Source organism: Pseudomonas sp. HLS-6 TE3448, from assembly GCF_053629555.1.
Genome location: NZ_JBRJIO010000001.1, coordinates 3,461,301 through 3,481,353 on the forward strand (window position 1 = coordinate 3,461,301; position 20,053 = coordinate 3,481,353).

Annotated in this window: 17 protein-coding genes; 8 read left to right on the plus strand and 9 right to left on the minus strand. The window is 54.7% G+C overall.

Annotation, left to right across the window (positions count from 1 at the left end):
- Positions 1–652: 652 nt before the first annotated feature.
- On the minus strand, positions 653–1,717 hold the full coding sequence (locus tag AB7M23_RS16015) for an SDR family oxidoreductase (RefSeq protein WP_454241305.1): 1,065 nt from the start codon (positions 1,715–1,717) through the stop codon (positions 653–655).
- 73 nt (positions 1,718–1,790) lie between these two features.
- On the opposite strand from AB7M23_RS16015, the gene AB7M23_RS16020 reads away from it, so the two are divergent.
- Positions 1,791–2,195: a MerR family transcriptional regulator gene (locus AB7M23_RS16020; RefSeq protein ID WP_454241306.1), complete on the plus strand. Its 405-nt coding sequence runs from the start codon at positions 1,791–1,793 to the stop codon at positions 2,193–2,195.
- Positions 2,196–2,304: 109 nt separating this feature from the next.
- On the opposite strand, the gene AB7M23_RS16025 is transcribed toward AB7M23_RS16020, so the two are convergent.
- Positions 2,305–3,315, minus strand: coding sequence for a zinc-dependent alcohol dehydrogenase family protein (locus AB7M23_RS16025; RefSeq protein WP_454241307.1), 1,011 nt, complete (start codon positions 3,313–3,315; stop codon positions 2,305–2,307).
- 160 nt (positions 3,316–3,475) lie between these two features.
- On the opposite strand from AB7M23_RS16025, the gene AB7M23_RS16030 reads away from it, so the two are divergent.
- Complete coding sequence (locus tag AB7M23_RS16030) at positions 3,476–4,390, plus strand: LysR substrate-binding domain-containing protein (RefSeq protein WP_454241308.1); 915 nt, start codon at positions 3,476–3,478, stop codon at positions 4,388–4,390.
- Positions 4,391–4,531: 141 nt separating this feature from the next.
- Here AB7M23_RS16030 and AB7M23_RS16035 read toward each other — a convergent pair whose 3' ends face one another.
- Entirely contained in the window at positions 4,532–5,398 is an 867-nt protein-coding gene (locus tag AB7M23_RS16035; protein ID WP_454241309.1) for an SDR family NAD(P)-dependent oxidoreductase, read from the minus strand.
- Complete coding sequence (locus AB7M23_RS16040; protein ID WP_454241310.1) at positions 5,391–5,915, minus strand: nuclear transport factor 2 family protein; 525 nt, start codon at positions 5,913–5,915, stop codon at positions 5,391–5,393. The genes AB7M23_RS16035 and AB7M23_RS16040 overlap by 8 nt, the downstream gene beginning before the upstream one ends.
- A gap of 615 nt (positions 5,916–6,530) precedes the next feature.
- Between AB7M23_RS16040 and AB7M23_RS16045 the strand changes: the two genes are divergently transcribed.
- The 4 genes from AB7M23_RS16045 to AB7M23_RS16060 all read left to right on the plus strand — a co-directional run bounded on the left by AB7M23_RS16045 (position 6,531) and on the right by AB7M23_RS16060 (position 10,698).
- Positions 6,531–7,334: a hypothetical protein gene (locus tag AB7M23_RS16045; RefSeq protein ID WP_454241311.1), complete on the plus strand. Its 804-nt coding sequence runs from the start codon at positions 6,531–6,533 to the stop codon at positions 7,332–7,334.
- Positions 7,325–7,918 carry a hypothetical protein gene (locus tag AB7M23_RS16050; RefSeq protein WP_454241312.1) on the plus strand — a complete coding sequence of 198 codons (594 nt, stop codon included), beginning with the start codon at positions 7,325–7,327 and terminating at the stop codon, positions 7,916–7,918. Before AB7M23_RS16045 ends, AB7M23_RS16050 begins: the two co-directional genes overlap by 10 nt.
- A gap of 364 nt (positions 7,919–8,282) precedes the next feature.
- Positions 8,283–8,549 (plus strand): hypothetical protein, encoded by a 267-nt coding sequence (locus AB7M23_RS16055; protein ID WP_454241313.1) that lies wholly within the window; start codon positions 8,283–8,285, stop codon positions 8,547–8,549.
- Positions 8,550–8,565: 16 nt separating this feature from the next.
- Positions 8,566–10,698 (plus strand): hypothetical protein, encoded by a 2,133-nt coding sequence (locus AB7M23_RS16060; RefSeq protein ID WP_454241314.1) that lies wholly within the window; start codon positions 8,566–8,568, stop codon positions 10,696–10,698.
- 136 nt (positions 10,699–10,834) lie between these two features.
- Here the strand turns inward: AB7M23_RS16060 and AB7M23_RS16065 are convergent, their stop codons facing one another.
- From AB7M23_RS16065 to AB7M23_RS16080, 4 genes are all read right to left on the minus strand, one after another.
- On the minus strand, positions 10,835–11,056 hold the full coding sequence (locus tag AB7M23_RS16065) for a hypothetical protein (protein WP_454241315.1): 222 nt from the start codon (positions 11,054–11,056) through the stop codon (positions 10,835–10,837).
- Positions 11,057–11,425: 369 nt separating this feature from the next.
- Complete coding sequence (locus AB7M23_RS16070) at positions 11,426–13,324, minus strand: UvrD-helicase domain-containing protein (RefSeq protein WP_454241316.1); 1,899 nt, start codon at positions 13,322–13,324, stop codon at positions 11,426–11,428.
- The gene (locus AB7M23_RS16075; RefSeq protein WP_454241317.1) at positions 13,321–15,657 is read right to left on the minus strand and encodes an ATP-dependent endonuclease; all 2,337 of its coding nucleotides are present in this window, start codon (positions 15,655–15,657) and stop codon (positions 13,321–13,323) included. Before AB7M23_RS16075 ends, AB7M23_RS16070 begins: the two co-directional genes overlap by 4 nt.
- Before the next feature lie 192 nt (positions 15,658–15,849).
- On the minus strand, positions 15,850–16,401 hold the full coding sequence (locus AB7M23_RS16080) for a tyrosine-type recombinase/integrase (RefSeq protein ID WP_454242186.1): 552 nt from the start codon (positions 16,399–16,401) through the stop codon (positions 15,850–15,852).
- A gap of 145 nt (positions 16,402–16,546) precedes the next feature.
- Here AB7M23_RS16080 and AB7M23_RS16085 point away from each other — a divergent pair, with 145 nt between their 5' ends.
- On the plus strand, positions 16,547–17,308 hold the full coding sequence (locus tag AB7M23_RS16085; protein ID WP_454241318.1) for a DUF2262 domain-containing protein: 762 nt from the start codon (positions 16,547–16,549) through the stop codon (positions 17,306–17,308).
- Between the two features lie 14 nt (positions 17,309–17,322).
- Here the strand turns inward: AB7M23_RS16085 and AB7M23_RS16090 are convergent, their stop codons facing one another.
- The gene (locus tag AB7M23_RS16090; RefSeq protein WP_454241319.1) at positions 17,323–18,036 is read right to left on the minus strand and encodes a murein L,D-transpeptidase catalytic domain family protein; all 714 of its coding nucleotides are present in this window, start codon (positions 18,034–18,036) and stop codon (positions 17,323–17,325) included.
- Positions 18,037–18,182: 146 nt separating this feature from the next.
- Between AB7M23_RS16090 and AB7M23_RS16095 the strand changes: the two genes are divergently transcribed.
- Positions 18,183–19,754, plus strand: coding sequence for a L,D-transpeptidase family protein (locus AB7M23_RS16095; protein ID WP_454241320.1), 1,572 nt, complete (start codon positions 18,183–18,185; stop codon positions 19,752–19,754).
- Positions 19,755–20,053: the final 299 nt, after the last annotated feature.

The following is a 20,053-nucleotide window of genomic DNA, read 5'->3' on the forward strand; positions in this document are numbered from 1 at the left end:
CGCACAACCGCCATAGCACGAAGCAACAGGCAAGAATTAAAGCACCTGTTGAACGAGGGCTGGGCTGCTGAAATCGGCCGCTGTATTGGGCGCAATGTGGAAGAGGGTAATTGGGCTGAAGTGTGTATTCAAACGCATAATTGTACGAACTTATGCGAATGTCCTTGATACCCGATAAGGGTGGCAGTTGTACGCGGGTTGACAGACCGGGCTCCAGGTCCCGGCGCACCCGAAGGTGCCCCACGCACAACCGCCATAGCACGAAGCAACAGGCATGAATTAAAGCATCTGCTGAGCGAAGGGGGGCACTGTATGCACCATTGAGCGATGGCTGCTCATGCTGGGCTTGATATGAACAAGACAGGATGGCCATTTCTGGCCGAGAGCTGACCTCCGCGAAGGGCCGCTTTGGGGTGCGGATTCAACCGGTGGATGCGATGCAAGCACCGCGAATTTACTGAGACCACGCTGATACCATCGCGGGCAAGCCCGCTCCCACAAGATGGACTGCAGTCCGGTGGGGGATTCATACAAGCAGGCTTGCCTGCGATACAAACACCGCGAAGGTACTGGCACCACAGCGCCTTGCCGGAGCGCGCAGTACAGCATAGGGAATTTGCTACTTCATCGAAGATTGCCTGACGTGGTTGGCTCAATTGGGCAGGTAACCCTCGACATAGCGCACCGTCTTTTCCAACGTTCGCGCCAGGTTGGGATGTGTTAACTGATACTTGCTTTCCAGTTGCTTGCTATCGCTCATGTCGAAGCGCTGCGTCTGAATAAAGTTCAGTGACTCGGCGCTGATCGCGAATCGGGCTGCCAGTCCGGGAATCGTCAAAAGCCACCTGAGCACCCCTATCGCTACATGGCGGCGGGGTGCCTTGACCTTCAGCGTTATTGCGACCTGCTGAAGCATCCCTTGTAAGTTCGGTGTGCGTTCATCGAGCGCCAGAACCTGCCGGTTGGCCATCGAAGGGTCGAACGCCACGCAGGTTATCATCGTCACCAGGTAATCGACGCTGACCAATGGCAGCCAGTGCGCGGCGGAACCGGGGACAGCTTTGAACCGGCCTTGTGCCAGATTTCGAATGAGTTCGGCCAGCGGTTGCCCTTCCAGGATGTGCCCACTCTCGCTGTGGCCGCACACCGTAGCAGGATGAACGATCGTGTAATCCGCGCCCGCTTCCTGCATGTAACGAATGACTGCGAAATGGGACTCGAGCTTGCTGCCTTCGTAGCCACCTACACGACTGTAGACTGCGGGCCAATGTGTGTTTTCAGGGTGCTCATTATCAACCCCGATACTGGCAAGGTGGGTAAGGTTCTGCAGCATAAAGCCGCCCACCATCAACAATCGGATGCGCTGGCTCGCCGCAATCCTGGCGACGTTCAGGGCCCCTTGCACATTGATTGTGCGGGCGCGCTCCATTGTAAGCCCCCAGGTAAATTGCGCCGCGAGGTGGAAAACCACAGAGGCCGAAGACACGCGCTGCATGTCTGCCTCGCTGAGTCCAAGCCCCTTTCTACTGATATCGCCCTCAACGGCATGGATATACGCGGGGTTACCGCCCAGTCGGCCTACCTGCTCTCTGAGGCGCTCAATGTTTTCAGGGCTGCGCATAAGCACCCAGGTCGTGTGCCCTGTGGCAGTAAGACGGGCCAGCAAATGTTGACCCACAAACCCGCTGCCGCCTGTGACGAAGCATTCAACGCTCATGCCTGACTCCTTGTTTGGACGATTGGCGCAGGCTAAGGTGTAGAGCCTGCTCTACAGTCAAGGAATTTTTAATGTGAACATTGGGGAGTTGGAGCGCCGAAGTGGCGTCGGGCGCCATGCATTGCGCTATTACGAGCAGCTCGGGCTGATCGTGGCCCATCGACAGGCCAACAACTACCGCAGCTACAGCGATCAGACCGTTGTTGATTTGGCATTCATTCAGAGTGCCCAGAGTGGAGGGTTTTCACTCGCTGAGATCGGCGACATCCTCGCGGCCAGGCGGGGCAATACGATCGATTGTGCTCAAGGCGCGGCCTTGGTCGCCAGCAAGATGGCCGAAATTCAAGCGAAGATCACCACCCTGCAAGCCGCGTATGTTTTTTTGGAAGCGGAGCGTGAGAAGCTTGAAGCTAGTGCCATTGCCAACGGACAGACTATTCCTCATCTGTCTGTCCCTGAGCATGCCTCGACGCCATAGCCTCCGGGCGAGGCCATTCAGCATGGCACCAGCACCCTGAAGCTTGCCTTGCCAATATGCATGGCGAGGCGACATATCGGGTCACCGCTATGTCGCTTGACCTAACGAGTTAGGAAACCTTGATAACCACTTTGCCGAAGGCGCCTCGGGCCAGGTGCTCGAACGCCTTGTGGGCGTCGTCGAACGAATAGGTCTGATCGATAACTGGGCGGATCGCGTGTTCGTTCAGGAATTCATTCATGCGATCAAACGACGAACGAGGTGCTACTGCGATGCCACGAATAGTTGTCTGGCGGAAGATCAGCGGCATCAGGCTCAGCGAGGTGGTCTGACCGGTGAGAAAGCCGATTTGGGCGATCTTGCCGGCGGCCTTGGTTGCCAGGATAGACTGGTTCAGGCCCTCGCCACCGGCCACATCCAGAAGCAGGTCTACGCCTTTGCCGTCGGTGAGTTTCAGAACTTCCTCTTCCCATCGAGGGAAGGTCCGATAGTTCACGCCAGCCACTGCGCCAAGCTTTTTCACCGCCTCTAGATTGGCGTCGCTGCTGGAGGTAACGATCACCTTGGCGCCGAGTGCGGTTGCCAACTGCACGGCAAAAATCGATACGCCGCCGGTGCCCTGCACCAGAACGGTCTGGCCCGGTTGGATCTGGCCGTAGTCGACCAGCGAATACCATGCGGTCAGCGCTGCAATCGGCAGCGTCGAAGCTTCTTCGTCGGACATGTTGTCTGGTGCACGAACAGCGCTTTCTTCGTGAATGATCATGAATTCGGCCAAGCCACCGGGCAGCGGCATGCCGAAGCAGTAGGCAGGTTCGTCCGGCCCTGGCTCACCATCAATCCAACGCGAGTAGAGGTGCGAGTTGACGCGGTCGCCCACCTTGAATCGGCTTACGCCTTCGCCCACGGCGACGACAGTGCCTGATGCATCGCTGACCGGAATCAGCGGTTTGGGTACCAAGTGGGGTTCGTAGAAGCCATCGACGATGGCCTTATCGCGAAAATTCAGGGAAACCGCTCCGATCTTTACCAGCAACTCGCCTGCCTTGGGAGCGGGCGTAGCGGTTTCGCCGAGTGCCAAGTTATCGAGTCCGAAATCATTCAAAAGCCATGCTTTCATGTGCCTATCTCCAGTTAGGGTGACCTAGTGGCGACATTCTCCCCAAGCTGGAGCGTTCAATAAATGCTCAGGTCGGCAAAGGATTGTTATTTTTTAAGGCAACAATCAGACTAGATGTTTGCGCCTATCCGGCAATAAAAATGACAAGTGAGAAGACGCTATGGAACTACTCCAGTCTATGCAAGTGTTTGCCCGATTGGCCGAACTTGGCAGTTTTACCCGTGCGGCGGATGCCATGCAGATCGGCCGCCCGCAAGTAACCCGCGCGATACAGGAGTTGGAAATTTCGCTTGGCGTTCGGCTGTTTCAGCGCACCACCCGTACGGTCAGGCTCACCTCAGAAGGGGAACAATTCTACGAGCGTGTCAAAACGATTCTCGGTGAGGTTGCGGATGCCACGGCGATGTTCTCGTCTCCAGGTTCAACCTTGCGTGGTCGATTGCGGGTTGATATCCCTACCGCGTTTTCGCAGCCTGGGCTGATCGAGAGCTTGCGAGCGTTTTCAACCCTCTATCCTGCAATCGAGTTGGCTCTGGGGGTCACCGACAGGACCGTCGATCTGGTTGCAGAAGGCGTGGACTGTGCGTTGCGAATCGGCGAGTTACCAAGTTCAAGCCTCGTAGCCTCTCGCATCGGTATGGCTACCATGGTCACCTGCGCGGCGCCGCGATACCTGAAGGAACACGGCGAGCCCAAAACCTTGGAGGATCTGAGCGCGCACCGCGGCGTGACCTTTCTTTCCGGGCAGAACCAGCGCCCACTGGCTTGGCAGTTTATGGATGGCGGTCGCGAGCAATCGCACATCAGTCGCCAGGGCATTACCGTCAACGAATCCAACGCTTATGTCGAGTGTGGCGTGGCGGGCTTCGGCATACTTCAGGCCCCCGGCATAACTCTGGACCGTTTTCTAGCAGACGGAACACTGGTTGAGGTGTTGCGTGCCTTTCGTCCGCATCCAAGACCCGTATCGGTGCTGTACCCCAGCCGCTCGCACCTTGCACCGCAGGTCGAGGTCTTTGTTTGTTGGGTGCGCGAACAATTCCCTAAACTGTATGGACGCTGGCTAGAGCGTTAGAAAGGGCGCCAGAAAGGCTTTTCGGTAGATGCTGAGAAGGTAAAAGGAGTTTCGACATCAGCGATGTTCATGCACCTGACCCGCGATCTCGCTAAAGATCTACATCTACGGCTATCTCTTCCGCTGCTATCGACTGTCTCGCTACTCGACAATCGCCGGATGAGCCTGCACTGGACTGCCCAGCATGTCGCGATAGGATGGAGGCTGTTGGCCATCCAGGTCGACAATGCCGTACTTCACCGCAACTTCTGCCCCGATCAGGACCTGCCCGGACTGCGTCATTCGGTCAGGGTCGCAATACAGCGCGTGAATGACCTTGCCAGTAAACTCCGGGCTTTCCATGACGAACGAAAATTCCTCGTAGCGATCCGGGTGCTCTTGCAATGCGCGTGTCGTGCGCTCCGTGCGCAGCGGACCCATCCAGATGGACACCACCGCGACATCGTAGGGGCGAAAGTCCACGGCCATGTCTTTGGCGAACTTGTCGACACCGGCCTTCTGCGCGCCATAGGCAGCGCCGTGCATGTAGCAGTTCGAGCCAAATGACGAGGTGAACACGATCAGTCCGCCACGATGCTTGGCCATCAGCGGAGCCGCGTACCAACTCACCACATAGGCGGAGCGTAAACCGACGTCGAGGATCTTGACGAGATCGAGCGGCTTCTCCCAGAACGGTCCGGGGTTTATCAGTTGATCGTGTAGAAACGTCGCGTTATTGACAAGGATGTCGAGCCGCCCGCTCTCTCGCTCGACCTGCTCGAAGAGGCTGCGCACCTGCTCATCATCGGCGTGATCGCACGCGACGGCGATGCCCTTGCCGCCTAACGCATCGATTTGGCGCGCCGTCTCGTGGATCGTGCCTGGTAACGGCGCATCGCCCTCGTTCTGTGAGCGGCCGGTCACGTACACCGTCGCGCCCGCCGCGCCGAGTGCCAGAGCAATGCCTTTGCCGGCACCACGCGACGCGCCTGTTACAACCGCGACCAATTGGCTGTGATCGTTACTCATCTGCAGGTGCTCCCATTTCTGTGGCACTCGCCTGAACACCGGCGAAGCGCACACCGGGCTCGGTCTGCTCATAGCTGGCGATCAGCGTGGACGTCACCACGCAGCGCGTGGCGCTGATCTTCCAATGACCGTTGATCTTGCGGTACTCGTCGTCATAGTGCGCGCCAAGCTGGGTGATAGCCTGCGATTGCGTGTCGATCATCTGGTAATGCAAACCCCAGGTGCCACGGGCGTGCGTGTCATCAAGCACATCGATCTGCGGGTTGACGCCATGGTGCATCTCGACAACATGTGGATGGCAGCCGAGCTGTTGGAAAATCGCCACGAGTTGATCGCGGTCTTCGAACACACCGATCCGGCCGTAGTCGATAAGCACCGGGCCCGGCGCGAAGCAGTCGCGCATGCCCTGCGGATCCTTCAGATCGCAACACGCCAGATAGCGCGCCTTGAGCTGGCGAATCGCTTCGACATCTTCAAGCGTGCGCAGGCGGGTTTCCAGTTGATCAATAGAGGTCATGCCATCTCCTTGAGCCAGAGTGTGCCCAGGCACCATGGTACAAGTGCGACCGCCCCGGTTATTCATCCATACAGACGATGTGGTTCACGTGCCGGCATGATGATGGGCACTGACAGAAATGGTATTGCAGGCTCACCGCGCAGGAGCTGCGCCTGGGCAGACCTCTTTGTAGCCAGATGACTGCACCAGAAATTTGCTGACCAGCAAGGTAATCTGCTGGTGGATTAACCCGCGTGGGCGACCACTGTCACCATCCACTCCGATGATGCCATCGCCTGGCGCTTCTTTTTCGAGCAATGCCTGCGCGTCAGGCTTGCACTGCGACAGGAAACTGAAATGGCATGCTTCGCTGATTCGAGGTAATGGTTTGACGCTTGGATTCCCTATGATCCGCGCTCCTGTTTGTACATGTACGATGAATCATTTCTTCGGATAGGACGGCGCATTGGTGTTTGAGATGCGTTTGCGTAGCTCTTCAGTGGGGAACGTACGTTGGTGACATAATGCGGGCTTTGGTAGAAGCTCGACGCGAATCTATTTCTTGGAATGGGAGGATTCTATGACTATGCGTATTTCGGCGGTTAATGTAATTGCCCCTCAAATCGAGGGCAGCCAATGCTGACGGCAATCTTGCACGGGAAGGCAGGCCGCGTTGAGATTGATGGGCGCCAGCTAAGTTGGCGCGCCTTGTTTCGCAAACGTGAAGATCTCCTGACGAGCGTGCTGTTCGGGCGCATGCCTTATTTGTCTGACTGTGTCCATGATGCGTTTTTACGCGTCCTGCTCGGTAATGAATACGCGGGGGATTTTGGACAGTTGAGTGATGTTCAGTTCTGGCCAAGGTTGAGTGAAAGTGAAGGTCGCAGATATGTCGAACCAGATGTGTTGATAGAGTATCCACATCATCGGCTGCTGATCGAAGTGAAGCCGCCATTTGGTGGTATGCAAACCTCCAAGCAATGGCGAGCGGAGGTCCAGGCCCTTCACAGACAAAACGACGAGCCAAAACAAATCATCTTACTTGCCCTAGGCCGCAATCATCCCGAATGGAGGAGTTCGGCAGACAAGCTCGAAAGAGATTTTTCATCAATAGGCCTCCGTGTAGTTTGTCTGGACTGGCCAGAACTTCTGAGAGGGCTCGGACTCATCCGAGATCTAGCAGACGTTCGGGATGATCGAGTATTCCAAGACTGGTTCGAAGCTTTTCGATTGTTCGGCATGGTGAGCGATACCATGCCGTTCAGTGACCTGCTGCCGCTGTGTAACGGATGTGGAAGTTTCCACAAACAGCTTGAGCTTGTTCAAAGCTGGACGGCCATTGCAAAAATACCCACGCTAAGCGCTGGTACCCAAGACTGGGCTGACCTGCTGCCGATTACGAAATTTTTAGAAAAGGAAGAATTAGTACAGTGGAAATGACTCGCGAACAAGCCGCTTCTCTCGTAAATCAGGTACAGAACTCTCATCGCTTACTGGCTGGGTTCTACAGACGTCTCTTACCTGCTCTGGATGAACTGGCTGCCAAATTCGGAGCCGGCTTCTGGTTCTGGGATCCCATCAATTTTGACCGTCCATGCCGGTCTACCACCAAACCTTCGAGCAAGTGGGCCTGGGATTACTTACCTCTGCTTAATGCTCAATTCGTATATGCACGAACTGATGAAGAACAGCAGGCTGTTATCCAATTTAAGCTGCATACGGACCCCTCAGTTCTCAAGCGGAATCGTCAAGGTAGCGGGCAGCCTGATCCGCTCAGCCTTCCTGATGCGACGCCAGCAATTCGTATCTATGCCTATTGGCTGAATGACAGTTCGGTTTTGGATATCAAAAAGCAGTGGGAAGAGGCCGAATATCCTAAGGGGGATGCGTTTTCGATTTCGACACTGACCAGTGAGTTGCAAGGAACATGGTGGGAGGTTGACCTAGCGGACTTTGTGTTTGCGCCACAGGGTACGGAAGAGGCCATTGGCAAGTTCGTTTCATTGCCTGCTTCCAACATCTGATGAAAGTGCTAGGGCTCTTGTGATCCGCGGTTGCTGGTGAGGCCCGGCCGAGTTGGCGCTTCGCGCTGGCACCCGAGACCAAAGAGTATCCCGATAGATTGTCGGTTCCCGGTCTAAAAGGAATCAGTCCAGGGCTGCTGCCGGTCAGAGGCTGCGTTGGGTTGTGGCGGCTACTCGCGAACGGCAGCTTTTGGCCGAAAGCTGTCATCCGCGAACGGCAGCTATCGGCCAAAAGCGGACATTCAGAGGGCCACTGCGGTCATTAAGAAAAACTCCAGCAAAGTGAGTGAGGCAGCCTTGGAGCTGCTTGAGACTCAGGTTTATGATCACATGATTTCAAAATGCCTGCATGGGGTTTCCTCTCATGGATAAACAGCTCGGACGCTTACATACCACTGCTTGTTTTAATTCTGCTTCTACGTTTAACGAGCCAACATTGCGCACCAAGGCGTATGCCAATGCTGCTCTCACAGAAATTGTGAAGCTCCAGCTCGAACAGCCTGAAATCCTGAGCACGCTGCTCAAAGGTGGAAACCAAGGCACAAAGTTATTGAACACCGCCCCCTATCAGGTGAGAAAATCACTAGATTGGAGACACCTGCGAACCGTCATCGCATTAGCATTACAATAAATTTATAGGTCGCATCATGAACGCGAAAAAGACACTAGTAACGCTAGAGTTTGACTTGGGAAGTAATCACTTTGTCGGCAGCTCCGATGCGATCACGGACAGTGAAAAAGATATAGGTAGAAGAATTATAAAGTCTCTATCTCGTACATTTTTAGATATTTCTAGCGCATGGATCAAAGACTTTGAAGAAAAGGTTTCAAGTGGTGAGTGCGCTGAAGCTTATGAGGTTTTCGAAAAAAATCAAAGCCTTTTTCAGTTCTCTAAAAGCACAGATATCCTCATTGCCCTACTAAAGCTAGATGTATCAAAGCTAGAAAAAGAGCAACGCAAGGAATACTTGTTATTTCGAGTTGCATATTCTGCTCATATTGGCAGGCGGCATTTGACTCAAAATGACTTGGACTCATTACTAGATGAGTTTCGCGACGATCTTGATCCTGTACTTATTCAAAATCTTTTTCTTGAAAAAGCAAATGTTGCCGCTCAAGAAAATCTTCGTAACAAAGCGTCCGTTCTATATAGAAAGGTTATTGAGTTTCCCGATGCAGATCCTGGAACCATTGCGTGGGCCTATCAAGGACTATCCTTAATTTCTGATAATGAAAAAGACCGGATTTCTTTCACTGAGAAAGCCGCCGATAAGCACTTGGAGAGTGGTAATCGCCAACAAGCAATTGTTAATTTCTTGGTTCTATCGGAATCAATGGAGAATAGTAGTCCTGAAAAATCCTTGGAGTTGATTGATCGCTGCATTGATCTTTATAACTCAGAAAAGCTACTGGATCGCGACCTTATCGGCTCCTTAAATTACAAAAAAGCACAGTATCTACACCGTATCGGTCAGCCTCAGGAAGCTATGAGCTATGCAGTTCAATCAATTGAACTGCGCAAAGGTTTAATAGGTAATGAGATAGACCTTCATGCCAATTTTTCCCTTGCCAGCATAATCGCTGAAGAGATAGGCGATCATGAAGCCGCAGTAAATTACAAAGAAGAGGCGCAATGTATCTCCAGCCTAATTGATGATCTAGGGTTCGATTTGCGGATGCGACTCAGTGATGCCATGATGAGCAATGGCGCCATCAATGAAGAGTTATTCTCTGAGATTATTGCCTTTCAAGATGAGTCAATTCTTTCTGCCGCACTGCTTTACCAATCGTGCACAGCCGACCTAAGCACTGAAGAGGCATTAGAAAGCTTGGATAGGGCCAGGTTAATTCTCGAGAAAGACAAAGACGGCGATAAGCGACTGCTTGAGATTGTCTATTTTTCTATCGCAGAAAGATACCGAAAGGAAGGAATGATTTCCGAGGCTCTTGCTAATTATAAGATGTCATTGTCCTATAATCAGTTCTCAAGCTCTGCAGCGCAAAACTGTCTTGCAATGCTATTTGATGCCAATCTATGGGTGGAGGCAGAGAGCCTTTTGCGGGATCGAATTGAGCTGGTCGGCGAGCTCCCTAATATTTGCTTTGCGTATGGCAAGGCTTTGTGTGAAAGCGGAAAATATACTCTGGCGCTCAAGTATCTTAGTAAGTCTGATGCAGGTATTAAGCAAAGAGAAGCATATATTTCCAAGTGCCTGAACAACTTAAGTAATCATGAGCTGGCTAATTTCACCGGCCACAATGTCGCCAAGGAAAAGCCAGTCAGTGCCGATATTTTCTATACTGCCCTAGAGGAGTTTGCAGCCTCTATTAGTTCAGATTCAAGGATGCACTTCTGGTATCAAGATAAAGAAATCAAAGACTATAAGTGGGTTAGTAAGCCTGAGGAACTAGCCAAGCAAATGCTGATTACCTTTCTGAATGGAAAATTCGGAAAAGGCGAGATGGAAATTCTCCAAGAGCCTAGAGCTGGTGCGGGATTCATCGATTTATATGCAATATTGCCTGGCGGACTCAGGGTGGTTGTCGAGCTTAAAATGTGCGGCGGCGGATATACTTCCACATATGCAATTTCGGGTGAGAGTCAAATTATTCACTACCAAAAGAATAGGAATACTAATCTTGGATATCTAGTCGTCCTCGATGGTCGCATGAGGGACTTTGGGATGGGGTTTAAAAAGCTTCAAACAATTAATACTCATACAATCTACAGCGTTGCGGCAGATATGCGCCCTAAGATAGATAAGAAAAAATCGAACTGACCTCTAGCGAAGAGATGTATTGCTTGCTTCTAAGCAAAATCTAAGCTGTGGATAGAAGGGGGTCTATAAGCGTGAGCGCATTAACTTGGGACGATTTATTTGTAGAAGCTGCGAATCTCGACTTTGACGCCTTGCTTCAGGAGTGGCCCGGCGTGATAGCTGAGCAGATCCGCCCAACCGGAGCGTCGGTGTTTGGCGATCTTTTTTTGAGCGCAAAACCGGCGAAGTAGAGAAGTTTGATGTGCTCAAGGGCGGACTGCACTTTGTCGCGGAGAGCTTTCAGCAATTTTCCAAATTGATGAACTCCCAGGAGTGGCAGGAACAGAATCTCCTGAGCCAAGGAGTCGCGCTGCTCCATGAGAGGGCGTCCTTCGTGATGCGGGACAGTTCTTCGGATTTGCCCCCCATCCAGCGCTTGTAGGCGAAATAGATTGGTCGCGAGTTTTACCGCTAAACGCCAAGGTGTGGAATTCGATCTGTGCACAGACGCTAATTGGTGTCCAAGCCGTAGAGGTACCAGTATCGCCTCCCGTTGCGACCAAACATGCCTGGTGGAAGTGGAAGAAAAAATAACGGCGGCGCTGACTGCTAGCCTAGTCGGCGCCCGCCATCGGTTCACTTTTGACCGTCCACTTCTGGCCGACATGAGTCAGTAGCCGTAGGTGCAGCCTACTGATACCGGTCAGTCATGAAAGGCAGAAGCAGTGAACGCGGACATATGCCAGCGCTAAGTTAGAGCGGCTTCCAAAGCCTCCTCATCCACAATGTCGTCAGAATCGAAGATGCCGGTTTCAGCAATTTTTTCTCGAGCGTTTTCGATGTCCTGCACGAACATGACCACAGCGAGATCCTTGGTCGCTCGAGAGCAACACACGTAGAAAAGCCTTCTGGTGCGATCCATCACGCTATCCCTGCCCTGTGCTAGGTTTTCCAGATCAGTATCTGAGGGCTCCACAATGCCGAAGTATTTTTCGTAGGAGAACTGCCTTTGTCCTCTGCCTTCTTCGTCATCTATGAGCACCAAAACGCGTTCGAATTCCGCCCCCTTCACTCCCTGCTGGGTCGCAAACGGTGAAAGATCTTCGAGGTAGTGACGATAGCCAGCCAATTCACTGACACCGCAACGTAGGAAAGCCGACACGGCGGGGATCTCAGGATCATCATCGTCGGCTGTGCGGTCTAGGCCCAAGTATTTTGTCCACGCTTCGTCCAGTTGTAGCAGACCTGCTGCCTGGGAGTGAACGAGCACGTCCTGCAGCAATGCATCGCTCGAAAAAATAAGTCTGGCCAACTCTGTCGTGGATGTTTGCAATGCCCGAAGCACCGCTACCGGATCGCTACCGACCAGAGCCGTTGGCTGCAGTAACGGACATTCCGAACGCAGAAAAGTCATGACGTCGAGCCTTCGGTCTTCTGAAACCGCCGTTGCCAAGGGTAGCAAGTAATTCAGAAACGGCCGCAGCGGCCATGCGGTACCGTCCTTAAGGCCCTCTTTGATGGACGGTGGTGCATCGTTGTCATTCAAAGCAGCGTAAAGATTCGGAAAGCCGAGCCTCGCTGCCGCCATCCGATGCACGACAACCAAAACCCTGAAGTCAGCGACAGGATCATCACTCACCCAATGATCGTCATCGTTCGTACGCCGCATCCATTCACGAACTTTAGCTAGCTTCATAGAGCGATGGTCATCTGCTCTCAGTAGGAAGAATCGAACAGATCCCATAACAGGTTCAGGATTGCCGTCGACCCAGTTCATCCGGCCTCGTGTTTGAGATAAACCGTCATCGGGCTCCCGGATAGCATTCACTACCTGGAGCACTCGCAGCGGACACCTGAAATTTTCTGGCTTGGTGATTTGCTCCCAGCCTTCGGCTGTCTCAATAACTCCAGCACCTTCAAGGTAGATTTTTTGCATCGGATCGCCAAAAAATCCGAGGCAGAACTCCACAGGAGTCGTCTCGGCGATCCTTCTAAATGCAGCCACTACTTCCGGACGCGTGTCTTGGCTTTCATCAATGAAAAGGACTGGATACCTGCTGGCGATGACATCACGAAGCAACTGGCTCTGCTCGATTAGCTCGACCGCCGCCGAAATAACGTCGAAGTGCCCGAGTACACCTCGCCCGAAATCGCTTCCGGCGCCGTAGTTAAAATGAGTCAAATGCCTTACGGCCTCAAGGTGACGCTGATAACGCGCGATATCTTTCACGAGCCGCTCACGAGTTGCTGCCCGAGTCCTAGGCTTGTCGTGATGCTGCTGCGCTTCGGCGATTTTCTCGTGGATCCTTGCGATGACCCAAGCCTTCAAGTTCACCTGGAAGGGCCTGATTACCGTCCACAGAAAACTATGAATCGTCGAGACATGGAATAGCGGATCGTTACCTACGTCCCCCCAGATCTCCTTGACCGCTACTTCAGTGTAGGTAATGCAAGCAACTCTCTGACCACGCATGTTGAGCTTTAGTCTTCGCGTCTGGCCAAGGTGCGCAAGGGCTTTTACCAGCGACGTCGTCTTTCCAGAACCCGCGCCAGCAACCATGACAAAGCTGCGTTGAGGGCGCTGGTCCAGGCACAACCTTAGTTCGATATCTGCTTGAGTATCCGGCTGACCGATACGCGCTGTCATACCTCACCCCCGTTGAGAAGCGCCTCCGCCTCAGCTACTGCGGGCGGTGGCGGGGCGACCAGATCCTCCAACCAACGAAGACCGTCCGAAATGTAATTTGGCACCGTCCATGCCGACGGCTCTTGAGCCAGCAGCCCGAGAGCGAAATCAGTTTTACGAAAACTTGAGCTTTTGACCTTACGGTAAAGGCGCTCCGCAATACCTGCGATTTCCAGATTGTTGGAACCCTTGATACGTAGGCCGAGATCCTTGCGGTCCAGGTGCTGCGTCCAGGTTAGATTTTGCAGTGCAAACGCTTCCTCCAACGTCCTGCCTGTCCTCACCTGAGTCGCTCCGCCCCACACCACCGCTACTGGAGTCTGGTAAGCAACGCGTACAAGGGCGCCGCCTTCTTCGTTTCGGAGTTGAGTGCGCTGTTCGGCGGTCGCAGCCAGCAAATCGTCAATCGTGGTGTGCCCAGGCAGCCACTTGATCAACGTCTGGTTTGAAGTAAGAGCCCCGGCTTCATGAACCATGCACGCCTTGCGCCCTTTACGTCTCGCTTCAGCCTCCTCCGCGTCCTCATTGTCGTCAGGCTCTGCATCCGCAGGATCCTCATCAACCGGCAACTCGCCGTTTGCGGCTAAAGCGCCCGCTGCGGGCGGAGAAACACTGTCAATGTCGGTCACGATCAGCGAAGTGAGCCCCAAGAAATCAATGAGGCCTTTGAATCGATGCCCGAACGCACCTCCCACCTCTAAAACGCTCAAATAGTTCGACTGAAGGCGAGGTGCAGCTTTAGCAATCATTTGCGGCATCAGCAGCCGCTCGACGTTCCCTTCAACCAAAATGGCCGCATCAGCGAAGAACATGTCGCAGTGAGTTAGCCTGAGATATCGCTCAAGAAAATCCCTGGTGCGGTCATTCGGGTCGTTAGGATCTAGGGCCGCCTCATAAAAAGATGCCATGCTGAGCACTTTAGATTGCTGTATGCCGGCATCCGCTACTCGCCGAAAATATCGAATAGGTTTGAAGCCTCGCTCGTAAAGAACGTGAGGTGAGTGCGTCGAGACTACAAGCTGGCTGGTGCAAAATGGGCTGTCTTCCTCGGGCACGGCGAGGATGTCTAACACTTTCCGAACGAAAACCTGCTGCAGCTGTGCATGGAGATGCGCCTCCGGCTCTTCTATGAATATCAGGTGGAGCGGTGGGCGGTTTTCCTCAATGTCCAACCATCGACTGTGAACATCGAGCAGTTCAACAACCATATAAATCAGGTTCTTGAAACCTAGGCCGTTGTACCTATCAGGCAAGGTTGCCGTGACCTCTGCTGCTCCGAGAGCGCCGAGCGCGTAGTGCACACGTGCCCCTTCATGGCTACTCAGAATGGTCGCAGGGTTCAATGCAGTCTTGATCAGCAGCCGAGGATTGTTGACCCCGGGATAGCCCAGATCGGCCAGCCGCTCCAAAGTGGGTCCGAAGACACGTTCCAGGTGGTCATTCAGCAGGCTCTCGGACTGGTATAGTGCGCGCTGAGCGTCATAATCCTCGCCGCGCTTCTCAAGGTTCCTTTCATAGAAACGACTCAAACAGCGGGAGAGATCTTCAGATCGAGATCCAGCATTGGAGTCGGACAGGTGACGCTGAGCATGTAAACAGTCGACCTTTACTAAGCTAGCCAGCACATCCCTTCCACTGCGACCCTTATCAGGAATCAGGCGTAGAGGCACGAAACCATCAAGCTGTCTAAACTCAGGGTCAAATCCGGCGCTATCGAGTATGTAGTACCTCAATTCGAAATCACGCCGTAGCCTGTCACCTACGGTATCTGCAATGAAGTCACAAAGGTCACGCGGTCGCGGGTTGTACCCGTCTTGCCCAATGGCTGGCTCCACGTCTCCCTGTGCCACGCCTTCCTCTGCTGGCTGCAACAGAGCATGCCGCGCGCTGGCCCGTGCTTCTTGGAAACTGCTTCTCAGAAGGCCGGCATCTGCTGCTGCGAGCTCCACTCGAATACCAACCCGGCTACCTTGCCAATCTAGGCTAGGTAGCAGATCTACAACTCGATGCAGATCGGCTGGCGTGACGCAGAACCAGATGTCGAGGGAAATGGTTGGCAGTTCGACTCCGTCCGCCCCTTCTCCGAAAGCGTTGATGGCGTCCCAGCACTCTGAGCTGAAATCATGGAGGGTAAATCGATCCTTCGAAGCGGAGGTAAAAAGCTGCAAAGCGTGCGCCGCAGATGTTTTACCGCTGTTGTTGGCCCCGACGAATATTGAAATATCGGACGCCAGATCGATGCGAGTGTCCTTCAGACGACGGAAGTTACGCACCCAAACGGTCTCAATATGCATATCCTTTCGTTCCCTGAAAAATAGTTTTTGAATACTGAACTACTCGCTTCCACTTTCCCAGACACGCCAAGTAATTTAGTCGGGTGAACGGGCCCTCTGACCAATGTCCGCTTCTGGCCGATCGCTGCCCTTCGCCAGAGGCTCCTATGGGTCGGATAGCGACGGTCTAGCATCGAACGTCACTATGGATGATCAGACTTCCGTCTGTTCCGCCATTTCCAGGGCATCATCTACCTCGACTCCCAAGTACCTGACGGTGCTTTCAAGCTTCGTATGACCAAGCAGGAGTTGGACAGCTCTCAGGTTCTTCGTCCTGCGATAGATCAATGATGCCTTGGTTCTTCGTAGCGTGTGAGTACCGTACAGGGTTGGGTCAAGGCCAATTGCTGTTACCCACGCTTTAACTATTCGAGCATATTGCCTGGTGGAAAGATGGTCTGAAGAGTGCAGCCGGCTCGGAAACAAGAAGTCCTCGCTGCGTAGGTTCGCCTGAAGCTTCCAAGCTTCCAGAACCATGCGGGTTTGTTTAGTAATTTCAAATTGCACTGGGTGGGTTTTCTGCTGCATCACGATGGCCCGTGACGACACATGTTCCCCATGGGCTATGTCCCGGACTCGCAGCTTGGTTAAGTCACAGGCACGCAGCTTGCTCTCGATGGCCAAGTTGAATAGGGCCAAATCACGTGTCTTCTCAGCAAGCTGAAGTCTTGCGCGGATGGCCCAGACATCTCTGGCTCGGAGCAGGGCTCAAGGAGCCCAGCGCACCCGAAGGCCCCCCTCGCGCAACCGCCATCACACGAGAAATAGGCGCTCTCGCGTGAGGCGTGCGCACAGTCGCTGATACGTGGACAATAAGGCGCCCCCAACTACAGACAAAGGAAACGCGCGCATGTTGAACACGGATGAACCGGTTACCGGGCTGGTCGATGCCTTTGGCTCGGGGGCGGGTTGTATTGGCAACGCTGAGCAATGGACGCTGGTGTTCTACCTGGCCGCCTGGAAAAGCCAGGACGGTGCCCTGACGCAGCAGCGGCAGCGGTGTGAGATGCCGGTAGAGAAGAGTGCAGTCGAACATTGGATGCGTCAGGTTCGTGCCTACAGTCAGCATACCCTCCATGTGCAGGGGGAGGCGGCGAGCGGTGCAGTCCTGGTGCGCAGTATTACGCCTTGTCAGGCCGCCGATGCCGAGCTGAAACGCGTTGCGGACGATCTGCAAATCCCTGTGCGGTTGGATACCCCGGAATTTGGCGTGCTTGAGCGGGAAAAGTGCTCCGATCAGTTTGAAGGGACGGCGCTCTGGAACGGTTCAGAGATCAACCTGCTGTTGCGTTGCGCCGACCCTGAGAGCCCTCAGGCTGTCATCTCGCTAGCGGCGGGCCTGTTTCAGGCACAGCAGCAGTGGCATCGTCGTATCAGCGATTTTGCGTTGAGCCAATTGTTGCCGCTGAAGAACGAACACTGGCTTGGCGAGGATGAAGCGCAATGCACTGCTGCAGATTTCCTGTCACGCATGAAGCTGCTGACCATCGAGATCGACGATGCCGGGGATTTCACCTTTTGGCATGAGGACGGTGAGTTGTTCTTCGGCCATGCCATCGAGGTGCGTGGCAATCTGGTCGATGGGCCGACGGACGCCGATATTCCTGGCTAGTGTGCTGCTGCGTTTCAGCCCCCGCTGGCGGTCAGGATGCTTGCCACCTGCCGTGGTTGGCAGTTGAGGTAGGCCGAGGATTTCAGCCAGCGTTGGTCGGGGTACCAGGAGAACATGAACTGGCCGCCCTTGAGTTTGTCGATAACCTGGCGCGCCACTTGTGGTCGAACAGCCGGGCAGCCCTGGCTGCGGCCGATACGGCCCTGGCGCTTGCTCCACAAGGGGTTCACATAGTCGGCGGCATGAATCACGATGGCACGGTCCCGCGCTTGGTCGTTGAAGCCCGGCTCCAGGCCGTCCATGCGTAGCGAGTAACCGTGGCTGCCCTCATAGCTTTCCTGGGTGCGGAACAGCCCTAGGCTGGACTGGTAGCTGCCTAGGCGATTGGAAAACTGGGTGGCGAAATTTTCCCCGGACTTTTGTCCATGGGCGACCAGGTCGCGCAGCACTACGGTCTTCTTGTTCAGGTCGAAGATCCAGAGCCGGCGTGCCGTGGAGGGTTGCGAGTAGTCGATCACGGCCAGGTGCCGTGCTTGCCGGGCGCCATTGTTGACGGCACATTGCATGGCGCTCAGGGCGCCTTTCAGCGCTTGGGGATTGAGTTCTGGAGCGGCCTGCGAGAGGCTGTCATACAAAGCAGGGTTGTTTGTGTTGGCGGCGAACGTTGGCGTGCAGATCACGCCCAAGGCTGCTGTTGCCAGAAAAAGTCGGCACAAAAAGGTCAGCATGTGTGAAGAGTCTCCCTTGCCACTTTGACTCCTGACATCGTGTCGTCCCCCTCGGCAGCCTAGCTTGTACACTGGCCCGATTGTTTGTCGTATCTGCTGCAAAGGTTGACCGTCAACCGTGACGGCCATGGATTGGAGTAAAGCAGTTGTTCAAAAAGTCCGCATGTTACTTGAGCATTTGCTTGCTCGCTGCGCCATTGGTCGCGTTTGCCGAAGTGGCGCCTGCCGAGAATCAAAGCCCGCTGCAATTAGCGCTCACCCAATTGGCGGTCGCGTGCCCGGGCCTGGCCAAGCACGTGGACACGCCGACGCAGGCGCTGCTGCAGGCCTTCTATCAGCAGCAACAGGGCCTTGCGGTGTGGTCGGTCAACGGGCGTGTGGCGGCCTTGCAGGCCGAGTTGCAGCACGTGGCCGACGATGGCCTGGACCCGGCCAACTACGCGTTGCCGGCTGGCAATGGGGCGGGCGACGCGCTGTGTGCTGATATCCAGATCAGCCAACAGTACCTGCAGGCTTTACAGGATCTGCACTATGGTCGTTTGCAGCAAGCGCGTTTCGAGCCCCTGTGGCATGCCAATGAGGTACAACGCGACCGACAGGCCGAGGTGCTGGCGCTCGCCGGTCCGGGGCTGCAGAACATTGCCGGGGCCTTTGCCCAGGCCCGCCCGAGCCTGGAACAGTATCAATACCTGCGTCATGTGTATGCCCAGCAGCGCCAGCAGCCGTTGCCCCACTGGCAGTCGCTTGCCAGCGGCCCGTTGCTGCGCCCGGACATGCAGGATGAGCGGGTGCCGCAGCTTGCACAGCGGTTGTTGAACGAGGGCTATTTGAGCAGCCTTCCGGTTACCGTCGATTCGCACTACAGTGCCACGCTGGTTAATGCAGTGAAAAATTTCCAGCTGAGCCATTCGCTGCAAGCGGACGGGGTGATCGGGCCGGGAACCTTGAACGAGTTGAACGTCAGCCCGGCGGCGCGGCGCGAGCAGTTGCGCATCAACCTTGAACGCTTTCGCTGGCTGGCCCAGGAAATGGAGCCTACCAGCCTGTTGGTCAATGTCGCGGCGGCCCAGTTGATCGTCTATCAGAACGGGTTACCGGTATGGCAGACGCGCACGCAGGTGGGCCGTGCCGAGCGCCAGACCCCGCTGCTGAAGTCCCAGGTAACGCGCCTCACCCTGAACCCGACCTGGACGGTGCCGCCAACCATTCTGCGTGAAGACAAGCTCCCGGAAATCCGTCGGGATCAGGCCTTCCTGAGCCGGCAGAACCTTCAGGTGCTGGACAGCGATGGGCAGCCATTGGCGCCGGAGGATATCGATTGGGAGAATCCCGGCAACATCCTCTTGCGTCAGGGTGCGGGGCCGAGGAACCCGCTCGGGCAGATGGCGATTCGTTTCCCCAACCCGTTTTCGGTGTACCTGCACGACACGCCCAGCCAGGCGCTGTTCAACAAAGGGCCTCGCGCGTTCAGCTCGGGTTGTGTGCGGGTCGAGCACGCGTTGCAGTTGCGCGATCTGTTGTTGAGCCCGCCCGAGCGTGCCCGCACGGACCAGCTGTTGAGCACCGGGCTTACCCATGAGTTCCGCCTGGCAACGCCAGTACCGATTGTGCTCAGCTACTGGACGGCTCAGGCCGACCGCCAGGGCAAGGTGTCCTACGCTCCGGATATTTACGGGCGTGATGGCGCATTGTTGGCCGCGCTGGCGGTGAAGCGCTGACGCGGTCGGGCAAAACGCCCGATTTTGTTCTGTTCACAGCCGTGATGCACCAGCGCGTAGCGGCGAGTACCTTCCGCTACGCGCATTCTTATCCCTGTACCTCGATTCCTCCGGTGTTCCTGTCGATCCATGCGGGTTTTTGTTACCTCCTTGGAGGTAACGGCAGGCAGTTTGGCAGATAGATTGCTTTTACCTTCGGGAATGAAATTTTCTTTTTGGGAAATTTTGTTGACGAACCTGAGGCTAGGGGCGGGCGATTGATCGCACGCCACTTATGAGAGCAATGCTGCATCACTGTT

Coding starts and splice junctions, on each gene's coding strand:
- AB7M23_RS16060 (WP_454241314.1), top strand. CDS start 8,566: ATGAACGCGAAAAAGACACTAGTAACGCTAGAGTTTGACTTGGGAAGT.
- AB7M23_RS16065 (WP_454241315.1), bottom strand. CDS start 11,056: ATGGAGCAGCGCGACTCCTTGGCTCAGGAGATTCTGTTCCTGCCACTC.
- AB7M23_RS16055 (WP_454241313.1), top strand. CDS start 8,283: ATGGATAAACAGCTCGGACGCTTACATACCACTGCTTGTTTTAATTCT.
- AB7M23_RS16035 (WP_454241309.1), bottom strand. CDS start 5,398: ATGAGTAACGATCACAGCCAATTGGTCGCGGTTGTAACAGGCGCGTCG.
- AB7M23_RS16030 (WP_454241308.1), top strand. CDS start 3,476: ATGGAACTACTCCAGTCTATGCAAGTGTTTGCCCGATTGGCCGAACTT.
- AB7M23_RS16040 (WP_454241310.1), bottom strand. CDS start 5,915: ATGACCTCTATTGATCAACTGGAAACCCGCCTGCGCACGCTTGAAGAT.
- AB7M23_RS16025 (WP_454241307.1), bottom strand. CDS start 3,315: ATGAAAGCATGGCTTTTGAATGATTTCGGACTCGATAACTTGGCACTC.
- AB7M23_RS16070 (WP_454241316.1), bottom strand. CDS start 13,324: ATGACAGCGCGTATCGGTCAGCCGGATACTCAAGCAGATATCGAACTA.
- AB7M23_RS16085 (WP_454241318.1), top strand. CDS start 16,547: ATGTTGAACACGGATGAACCGGTTACCGGGCTGGTCGATGCCTTTGGC.
- AB7M23_RS16075 (WP_454241317.1), bottom strand. CDS start 15,657: ATGCATATTGAGACCGTTTGGGTGCGTAACTTCCGTCGTCTGAAGGAC.
- AB7M23_RS16045 (WP_454241311.1), top strand. CDS start 6,531: ATGCTGACGGCAATCTTGCACGGGAAGGCAGGCCGCGTTGAGATTGAT.
- AB7M23_RS16015 (WP_454241305.1), bottom strand. CDS start 1,717: ATGAGCGTTGAATGCTTCGTCACAGGCGGCAGCGGGTTTGTGGGTCAA.
- AB7M23_RS16090 (WP_454241319.1), bottom strand. CDS start 18,036: ATGCTGACCTTTTTGTGCCGACTTTTTCTGGCAACAGCAGCCTTGGGC.